The organism is Streptomyces sp. NPDC005574 (assembly GCF_040605435.1).
Lineage (GTDB): Bacteria > Actinomycetota > Actinomycetes > Streptomycetales > Streptomycetaceae > Streptomyces.
The window spans coordinates 1-9,294 of record NZ_JBEXCW010000167.1 but is presented as its reverse complement, the minus strand read 5'-3'; the positions used below and the strand labels follow the sequence as shown (position 1 = coordinate 9,294).

Below are 9,294 nucleotides of genomic sequence, written 5' to 3'. Positions count from 1 at the left end.
GCGGGCCGCAGCAGTTCGGCGACGCGGGCCGCCTCCGTCTCGGCGTGCCCGAGGGGCTCCGCGCCGGGGGTCTGCGGCAGGGCGACGACCAGCGTTCCCGCGGCCGGGGATGCGGGCGGGCGGGTGCGGGCCTGCGCCAGGACGCGCAGGGTGGAGGTGGTGGAGGAGGCCGTCCGGTCCAGGAGCGTGGCGCGGCGCCGGCCCGCGGGCGGGGGTTCGCGGTGCCGGCCAGCGGCGTGCAGGGGCAGCGAGGCGAGGAAGCCGACCGGGCACCACCACAGGCGGGGCGTGGGGTGGTTGGCCGCGCCGTCGATGCCGAGCCGGTCGAGTACGGGGGCGGCGACGGTGTCCCAGAGCCAGGCGAGGGCGTCGTGGAGCTCGCTCTGGGCGTGTTCCTGGGCGCCGAAGGCGGCGAAGGGGTCGTCGCCGATCTCGTGGAGGGCGGCGAGCGCGTCCTTCAGCCGCTGGGCACGGGCGACCGCGTCCTCGGCGAGCAGATCGGGCAGCGGGACGACGGTGACCGGTGCCGTGGAGGGTGCGGCAGGGTCGAGGACGAGGGCGTCGGAGCGCCAGGGGCTGCTGTAGACCCAGACGACCGGGCCCTGCCCGGTCGCGTTGTGCAGCTCCTCGATCGTCGGCCCGTCCAGGAGGTCGGTGTGGCCCAGCGCGCGGATGCGGGCGAGCAGGTGCGTCCAGCGGACGCCGTGGCGCAGCCGCTCTTCGGCCGAGCCGTCCAGCGCGGTCGGTACGGCGGAGCGCAACTCCTCGAATTCGGCGGCGAGTTCGGGCTGTTCGCGGCGCAGGTCCGCGAGCGCGGAGTCGGGGGTGCCCAGGGCGTCGGCGGCAAGGACGCCCCGGGCGCGTTCAAGGAGTTCCACGGCCCGTGCCGGGTGGCCGGCCGCGACGGCGGCGGCCGCCGTGGAGGAGGCCAGTCCGGCGCTCTCCAGGAGGGTGAACTGCCGGTCTGTGCGGGTGAGTTCGTGCGGGGCGATGAGCGGCAGCAGTGTGACGGCCGTTGTGTAGGCGTCGAGTGCGGCGTGGGCGTCGCCGCGGTCCATGGCCCAGTTGCCGGCGCGGGCCGCGGCGGCGAGCCGTGCGGCGGGCCGGGCCGTGGTGATGGCGGCTGCCTGCCGGTACGCGTCCTCGGCCTGGGTGGCGGCCTGGGTGGCGCGCTCGGTGTGGCCTGCCGCCCGCGCCTCGTGGTGTTCGTCGGCGCGGGCCTCGGCGAGCGCCAGCAGGAACTCGGCGCGGTCGGGATGCTGTGGGGGCACGGCGCCGGCGGCCTCGCGGGCCAGCGCGGAGGCCTGCGCGAGGGCGTCGGGCTGCGGCGTCCGCAGCACCGCCGCGGCCCGGTGGTGGGTCCGCAGACATTCGGCGAGGGTCAGCCGCACCATGGGGCCGTTCGTGTCCTGGAGCGGGATCGCGGCGACGGCCTCGCGCAGCAGGGTGAGAGCGAGGGCGAGCAGCGCCGGATGGGGCTCGGGCCCGGTGCACAGCTTCAGGACGGCCTGGGCGGCCTGGGCGGTGACGGACGGCTTGAGCGGATGGTCGTCGGGGCAGGTCCGCTGGGCCTGCAGGCAGCAGCTGACGCCCTCCGACATGCGCTCGCGGTAGGCGTCCTCGTCGCTGATCCGGTTCGCGCCGCGTACCAGCATCTCGCCGAGGTGGGACAGCGCCACGGCGCGCACCACGCCGGAGGGGGGTGAGGAGGCCACCACGCGGCGGGCGTAGCTCTCGGCGTCCTTGAGCGCGTCGAGGTCGCGGCGGCGCTGGTAGAGCTGGAAGAGTCCCTGGCTCAGCTCGGTGAGCGAGGCGAGCTGCTCGCCGGCGGTGAGGTCGGGGTCCGGGCCGTGGGGGCCGCCGTCGAGTTCCCGCAGCAGCTCGATGCCCTCGGCGAGTGCGGCGAGGTCGCCGCACTCGTCGCAGCTCCTCATCAGGGACTCGGCCAGGGCCCGCCGGGCGCGGCGTGACCGGGGCCCGGGTGGCTCGGCCCGTACCCGCCACCGTGCCTCCTCGACCAAGTCGGCGAGGTTGTCGGGCTCCGTGGGATCTGCGGAGCCGGTGGGATGGGCGGGGTTGTGGCGGGCCGCGTGGGCCAGTCGCTCGGCGCTGCGCAGCAGGTCGGCGGCGTCGCGGTAGGAGGCGTGGCCGGGCGGGGCGAGGCGGACTGTTTCCTCGGCGATCGCCAGGATCTCCGCGGCCAGTGCCGTGTCCGTGCGTTCCTGTCCGGCGAGGTCGAGCAGGCAGCGAGTGAGCAGCAGCCGGCGGGGGATCCGGTTCGGGTCGTTGGCGGCGGAGCCCGCCACCGAGGCGCGCAGCGCGTCGGCGGAGCGGCGCAGCAGCCGCGGGTCGCGGGTTTCCTTGTAGAGCTCGCGCAGGTCCTTGCCGTAGTTGTTGAGGATGGCGGCCCGCTGCGGCTCCGCGTCGGGCACGGTGCGAGCGGCCTCCGTGCCGAAGTCGACGGCGGAGCGCAGGACGGCCGGGTCCGCGGAGCGCTCGTACAGCGCCGAGTACAGGTTCTGGACGTGGCACAGGCGTACGGCGCGCAGGGGGTCGTGCAGGGGGGTGAGGTTCAGCGCGACGACGCTGGTCTCCAGGCTCTCCTTCAGGGCCGTCTCGTCGCCGGTGCGGCGGAAGGCCTCGAGGAGCAGCGAGCCGTGGTTGAACAGGACCAGCGGCCGCTGCGGATCGTGCGCGGCGCACAGCCGGGCGGCCTCCTCGCTGACAGCGCGTGCCGCCTGCAGGACGTGGAGTTGACCGGTGCGGGTCAGTTCGTGCTGGAGGGCGACGCCCAGCGCGGTCCGGGCGCGGACGCTGCGGGAGCGCTGGTCCTCGGGCAGGATCGCGAACAACCCCGGGGTGGCGCCGACCAGTTCGCGAAGCAGGATGATCGCGGTGCGCAGGGTCGCGGGGTCGCGGAGTGCGCGGTAGCGCTCGACGGCCACCGCGGCGTGGTCGTACAGCGCCTCCAGCCGCAGGTCACGGTCGCGGGTGATCCTGGCGAGGCTTTTCGGCAGCTTGGGCAGTCGCCGTACGCCGGCGTGGATGTCGGGCGGCAGGAGTGCGGGCGCGAGCGCCTCGAGCCAGGCGCCGAGTTCCAGGGCCCGGTTGCGCAGGGTGCGGGCGCTGACGGGCGGCGGCGGGGCGGCCAGGTGGAGTTGCCAGCTCGCGACGGCGACGGTCTGCGCCATGTCGGCCTCGGGCGGCGGATGGTCGCGCAGCGCCTGGTCGGTGAGCAGCAGCAGGTGCGCGGTCGTGGGGTCAAGGAGCGGCGTGAGGTCCCCGGTGTCCTCGAACCGGCTGACGCGGGCGCGCAGTTCGGCGTAAAGACTCAGCTCGACGGCCACTCGACGCTCCCGTCCCGCTACCGGCCCCTGTCTGTCGTTGTCTGCCATTCTCTGCCAGGACGACCTTGGACGGGAGGGCGCATGCACGACGTGGCGGATCGTCTCGAGCGGTTGTGCCGGCTGCTCGGCGGGGGCGAACTCGCCCGCCGGGCCGGGGAGTACGGGGTGGCCGGGCCGTTGGAGCGGGTGCTGGGCGCGTTGCGCGCCGGGAGGGATCCGGAGCGGGTACGCGCCGATCTCGACGCGCTGGACGAGGGATTCGCCCGGCACGGCATCGACGGCCTGACCACCCGCACCCGGGCCTACCAGCCGCTGTCGGGGACCGTCGGGCATCCGGTGCTGCGGGGCTGGGTGTGTCCGGCGGCGCACCGCTGCGCGCGGTTCACCCCGCTGGACACCGGGGCCGCGCACGCGGACGCCGCGCCGGTGTGCGAGGCGCTGGGGACACCGCTGGTCAAGGTGGAGATCGAGCTGTGAACGCCTTCCTCGGGGAACTGGGCCGCAAGCTGGCCGAGCGGTGGCTGACGCTGCTGCTGCTGCCGGGCGCGCTGTATGTGACCGTGGTGACGGTCGCGTCGGTGCTCGGCCAGGGGCGGGCGCTCGACCTGCGCGGGCTGAGCTCCTGGATCGACGGCCTCGCAGCGGCGCGGGGCGCCGGTCAGGCCGGGATCGTGGTGCTGGTGGCGGCTGGCGCGCTGGCGGCCGCCGCGGGCGCGGGGCTCGCCGCGGCAGCGCTCGGTGAGGGCGTGGCGCTGCTGTGGGCGGCGCAGGGGCGGCGCGGCCCGGGGCGGTGGCTGGCCGAGCGGCGCCGGGAGCGGTGGCGGCGGGCGTACGCGGAGGTCGTCGCGGCGCGCCGGGCGGTGGCGCTGAGCGCCGTACCGCCGCACGGGGCCGATCCGCAGGCGCGTGCGGCGTTGCGGGCGGCGCTGGAACGGTGCCGGCGGATCTGTCCGGTGCCGGCCGACCGGCCGACATGGATCGGGGACCGGCTGCGGGCGGTGGACCTGCGGGTGCACCACGCGTACCGGGTCGATCTGGAGGCGCTGTGGCCGAGGCTGTGGCTGGCGCTACCGGACCCGGCGCGTGCCGAACTGACGGGTGCGCACGCGGCGTTTCGGGCGAACGCCCGGCTGACGGGGTGGGGACTGATGTACCTCCTGGTGGCGCTGTGGTGGTGGCCCGCCGCGGTCGTCGCCGCCGTCACGCTCGCCACGGCGTGGGTGCGCGCGCGGGGCGCGGCCCAGGCGCTGGCGGATCTGGTGGAGGGGGCGGTGGACCTGTACGGGCGCGACGTGGCGGCGGCGCTCGGGGCGCTGGCGGCCGACGCCGGCCTGGACCGCGTGTCGGGCGACGCGGTGAGTGCGCTGCTGCGCAAGGACGGGGCGCTGCACCCACAGCCGGCGGATCCGGGTGCGGATCCGGGTGCCGGTCTGCTGTAGCCGTTGCCGACGGGTGGCTGATCGCACGCCGGCCAGGACGCTCCGCGAGGCGGCCGTGACGATCGATTGCCGTCAACGGGAAACGCCGGCCACGGTGGCCGCGCGGATCCGGCACGCCCGCCCTTCACCGCCACGGCCGAACCCCGACCGCCGCCCGCACACCGGATCACCGCCCGCCGACCCGCCGACCCGCCGACCCGCCGACCCGCCGACCCGCCGACCCGCCGACCCGCCGACAGCAAGCACTACCTGCCAACACGCCCGCCGATCCACGGCCGTTGCCGCGTCGCGTGGCGCCGGCTCGGTGTCGCCGTCCGCTCGTTTCCCAACCGTGACGATCGCAGCTCCCGCCTCCCTCACCTGCACTGCCGTACGCCCTGCCACGTTCCGCCACGTCCCGACCCCCGATGTATACACGCCGGGTATACATGGCGCGTATACACAGTGTGTAGAGTACGGATCATGTCCATCGGTCACACCCTTTTAGGGCTCCTGGAAACCGGCCCGCGCCACGGCTACGACCTCAAGCGGGCCTTCGACGAGACGTTCGGTCACGACCGGCCGCTGCACTACGGCCAGGTCTACTCGACGATGTCGCGGCTGCTGAAGCACGGCCTCGTCGAGGTCGACGGCATCGAGGCGGGCGGCGGCCCGGAGCGCAAGCGGTACGCGATCACCGACGCCGGCGTCACCGACGTACAACGGTGGCTGGCGACCCCGGAGAAGCCGGAGGAACACCTCCAGTCGACCCTCTACACCAAGATCGTCCTCGCCCTGCTCACCCGGCGCGACGCCGCCGACATCCTCGACACCCAGCGCTCCGAACACCTGCGCAGCATGCGGATCCTCACCGACCGCAAGCGCAAGGGCGACCTCGCGGATCAACTGATCTGCGACCACGCCCTGTTCCACCTGGAAGCCGACCTGCGCTGGCTGGAACTGACCGCCGCCCGACTCGACACACTCCGTGAGGCCGTGACCCGATGACGACTCCTCCCCCCGGTGCCCTGCTGACCGCGCACGACCTGCGCAAGGCGTACGGCCCCACCCTCGCGCTGGACGGCGCCGGGTTCTCCATCCAGCCCGGCGAGGTCGTCGCCATCATGGGACCCTCCGGGTCCGGCAAGTCCACGCTGCTGCACTGCCTCGCCGGCATCGTGCCGCCGGACTCCGGGTCCATCACCTACAACGGGCGTGAGGTGACGAAGATGAGCGATGCCCAGCGCAGCGCGTTGCGCCGCTCCGAGTTCGGGTTCGTGTTCCAGTTCGGCCAGTTGGTGCCCGAGCTGACCTGTGTGGAGAACGTGGCCCTGCCACTGCGGCTGAACGGCTCCTCCCGCAAGGACGCCGAGCGGACCGCGCTCGGCTGGATGGAGCGCCTGGAGGTCGACGATCTCCAGGCCAAGCGTCCCGGTGAGGTCTCCGGCGGTCAGGGCCAGCGCGTCGCCGTGGCGCGCGCGCTGGTCACCGGGCCGCGCCTGCTGTTCGCCGACGAACCCACCGGCGCCCTGGACTCCTCCAACGGCGAACGCGTGATGGAACTGCTGACCGAAGCGGCCCGCTCCACCAACGCCGCCGTCGTCCTGGTCACCCACGAGACCCGCGTGGCCGCCTACTCCGACCGCGAGATCGTCGTACGCGACGGCAAGTCCCGCGACATGGAGCGCGCCGTATGAGTCCTCGCCAGTGGGTCAGAGACCTGTCCATGGGGGCCCGCTTCGCCGTCACCGGCGGACGCGAGGGCTGGGTGCGGATGACACTCACCGCCGTCGGCGTCGGCCTCGGCGTGGCACTGCTTCTGCTGTGCACCGTCCTGCCCAACGTGTTCGCCGCCCGCGACAAGGTGGAGAACGCCCGCTTCGACTACACCTACTCCGACAAGGCCCCGCCGAAGGCCGACAACACCTTCCTGCTCGCCGACACCGACACCACCTGGCGCGACGACGACGTCCGCGGCCGGCTCCTCGAACCGGAGGGCAGGCGGGCGCCGCTGCCCCCGGGGGTCGACCGCTTCCCGGGCCAGGGCGAGATGGTGGTCTCCCCCGCGCTCAAGGACCTGCTCGCCTCGGACGGCGCCAGGCTGCTGCGGGAACGACTGCCGTACAAGATCACTGGCACGATCGGCGAGAGCGGACTCATCGGCTCCCACGAACTGGCCTACTACGCGGGCGCCTCGGGGCTGAAACTCACCGACTCCTCCCCGGTGCACCGGCTGGCCGGCTATGGCAAACCGGACGCGGCCCCCGAGAAGACCGACCCGGTGCTGCTGCTGATGATCCTGGTCGTGTTCGTGGTGCTGCTGACCCCGGTCGCCGTGTTCATCGCCGCCGCCGTCCGCTTCGGCGGCGAGCGCCGCGACCGCCGGCTGGCCGCGCTGCGCCTGGTCGGCTCCGACAGCCACATGACCCGGCGGATCGCGGCCGGCGAAGCCCTCGCCGGAGCCCTGCTCGGCCTGGTCGTCGGCACCGGCTTCTTCCTCCTGGGCCGTCAGGCGCTGGGCTCCACCGAGGTGCTGGGCGTGAGCGTCTGGCCCAGCTACCTCAACCCCTCCCCCGCGCTCGCCGCGCTGGTCGCGGTGGCGATCCCGGTCGCCGCCGTACTCGTCACGCTGCTCGCGATGCGCGGCGTGGTGGTGGAACCGCTCGGCGTCGTGCGCGCGTCCACGCAGCGCCGCCGCCGGCTGTGGTGGCGGCTGCTGCCGCCGCTGGCCGGCCTCGCGATGCTCTACCCGTTGATCGGCAAGGGCCGCAAGAACGGCGACTTCAACCAGTACCTCGTCATCGGCGGCGTACTGCTGCTGCTGATCGGCATCACCGCGCTGCTGCCCTGGGTCGTGGAGGCGGTCGTCGTGCGTCTCGGCAAGGGCGCCCTGTCCTGGCAGCTCGCGGTACGACGGCTGCAGCTGAGCAGCGGAACCGCCGCCCGCATGGTCAACGGCATCGCCGTCGCCGTCGCCGGAGCCATCGCCCTGCAGATGCTGTTCACGGGAACGCAGAGCCAGTACACCAAGGCCACCGGCCAGGACCCCGGCCGGGTCCAGATGCAGGTCGAGTTCAGCGACCGCAAGCCGCTGTCCGGTGTCGAGCGCGAGTTCACCGGCACCAAGGGGGTACGGGCCGCGGTGGCCCTGGCCATCTCGCAGTACGGCGACGCGCGCAGCGACCCGGAGAACAGCAACGGCCTGACCGTGGGCAACTGCACCGCCCTGCGCGAACTCGCCACGCTGCCCTCCTGCAAGGACGGCGACGTGTTCGTCGAGCGGACCAGGAGCGGCTACGAGGACCCCGACAACGCCGACGAGATCGCCGTGGTGAAGCCCGGCCGGCAGCTCTACATCGACCCGTCGTACGGCGACGCCACCGAACGCGGCATCGAGGTGTCCTGGAGGGTTCCGGCGAACCTGCGGGTGGTGGACGCGCGCAAGGACGCACTGGTGGAGTCCAACAGCTTGCTGGTCACCCCCGCCGCCCTGCCCGCCAAGGCCGCGCCCGCGTTGTTCTCGGACGGGGTCTACCTGCGGGTGGACCCGTCGGTGACGGACTCACGGGAGTACATACGCAACGTCGTCGCCCGCATCGACCCCCTGGCACACACCTACAGCTGGTCGGCGACCCAGGAGGACGCCAAGTACGCCTCCATCCGCACCGGCCTGTTCGTCGGCTCCGCCTTCGTGCTGGCACTGATCGGCGCGAGTCTGCTGGTCTCCCAGCTGGAGCAGCTGCGCGAGCGCAGGAAGCTGCTCTCCGCGCTGGTCGCCTTCGGCACCCGGCGCCGCACGCTGAGCCTGTCGGTGCTGTGGCAGACGGCCCTGCCGGTCGGACTCGGCCTCCTGCTGGCCACAACGGTGGGCATCGCCCTCGGCTCGCTGCTGCTGAAGATGACCCGTGCACCGGTGGCCATGGACTGGGCGAGCGTGCTGACCATGACCGGCGTGGGCGCGGCCGTGGTCGGCGTGGTCACCCTCCTCAGCGTGCCGCCACTGCTGCGGATGATGCGCCCGGAGGGCCTGCGCACGGAATAGTCCCCTCCCGCATCCCCTCTATCCCTTCTTGAGGGCCCCGGCGATGGGGCGCCGGGGCCCTCGGAGTTGACGACCGGTAAGCCCGGTGGCGCAGCTCGTGTCGAGAGGGTGGGGAAATCGAGCCGGTGCACCCCGCCGGGATCCCTTCGGGCGCGCCGACGATGCGAGGGGGCACGACGTCCGGATTCCCCCCGGGAAGATCGTTCTCACTGCCGCCTTAAGGCGTACTGCAAGATCAAGGCGTTGTGGATCAAGGAGGTCGGCCAGACCTACGGCTGCAAGCCGGCCCCCTGGGTCGGTCGGCCTTAGCCCAATGAACATGGCAACCAACCCGATCGGGAGAGCCGTTCAGGCAGTGGCCCGGTCGCGGAGCGGGGAATGGCGCAGCGTTTCGTTGAGGCGCTGGGCTTCTTCGAGTTGGTCTTCGAGGATGACGATGCGGCAGGCGGCCTCGATGGGGGTGCCCTGGTCGACGAGTTCGCGGGCG

At 73.5% G+C, this 9,294-nt stretch carries 6 protein-coding genes and 1 pseudogene; 5 read left to right on the top strand and 2 right to left on the bottom strand.

The window, feature by feature from the left end; translation table 11 throughout:
- Window positions 1-3,347, bottom strand: a 3,347-nt coding sequence (locus ABZT03_RS41720) for a hypothetical protein (RefSeq protein ID WP_356049214.1), incomplete at its 3' end; no start/stop codon positions are given.
- A gap of 81 nt (window positions 3,348-3,428) precedes the next feature.
- Here ABZT03_RS41720 and ABZT03_RS41715 point away from each other — a divergent pair.
- The 5 genes from ABZT03_RS41715 (at window position 3,429) to ABZT03_RS41695 (ending at window position 8,807) form a co-directional block, all read left to right on the top strand.
- Complete coding sequence (locus tag ABZT03_RS41715; protein WP_356049212.1) at window positions 3,429-3,824, top strand: hypothetical protein; 396 nt, start codon at window positions 3,429-3,431, stop codon at window positions 3,822-3,824.
- Entirely contained in the window at window positions 3,821-4,786 is a 966-nt protein-coding gene (locus tag ABZT03_RS41710) for a hypothetical protein (protein WP_356049210.1), read from the top strand. Before ABZT03_RS41715 ends, ABZT03_RS41710 begins: the two co-directional genes overlap by 4 nt.
- A 462-nt stretch (window positions 4,787-5,248) precedes the next feature.
- Entirely contained in the window at window positions 5,249-5,773 is a 525-nt protein-coding gene (locus tag ABZT03_RS41705) for a PadR family transcriptional regulator (protein ID WP_356049208.1), read from the top strand.
- A complete protein-coding gene (locus ABZT03_RS41700; RefSeq protein WP_356049206.1) occupies window positions 5,770-6,462 on the top strand; it encodes an ABC transporter ATP-binding protein in 693 nt (230 codons plus the stop codon). The genes ABZT03_RS41705 and ABZT03_RS41700 overlap by 4 nt, the downstream gene beginning before the upstream one ends.
- Entirely contained in the window at window positions 6,459-8,807 is a 2,349-nt protein-coding gene (locus tag ABZT03_RS41695) for an FtsX-like permease family protein (protein WP_356049204.1), read from the top strand. The genes ABZT03_RS41700 and ABZT03_RS41695 overlap by 4 nt, the downstream gene beginning before the upstream one ends.
- A 348-nt stretch (window positions 8,808-9,155) precedes the next feature.
- Here the strand turns inward: ABZT03_RS41695 and ABZT03_RS41690 are convergent.
- Window positions 9,156-9,294 (bottom strand): annotated as a pseudogene (locus ABZT03_RS41690) (MerR family transcriptional regulator); the annotation flags it as partial.

What these genes read in the sequence shown, in the direction of transcription:
- ABZT03_RS41715 (WP_356049212.1), top strand. Translation starts at nt 3,429, where the DNA reads ATGCACGACGTGGCGGATCGTCTCGAGCGGTTGTGCCGGCTGCTCGGC.
- ABZT03_RS41695 (WP_356049204.1), top strand. Translation starts at nt 6,459, where the DNA reads ATGAGTCCTCGCCAGTGGGTCAGAGACCTGTCCATGGGGGCCCGCTTC.
- ABZT03_RS41705 (WP_356049208.1), top strand. Translation starts at nt 5,249, where the DNA reads ATGTCCATCGGTCACACCCTTTTAGGGCTCCTGGAAACCGGCCCGCGC.
- ABZT03_RS41700 (WP_356049206.1), top strand. Translation starts at nt 5,770, where the DNA reads ATGACGACTCCTCCCCCCGGTGCCCTGCTGACCGCGCACGACCTGCGC.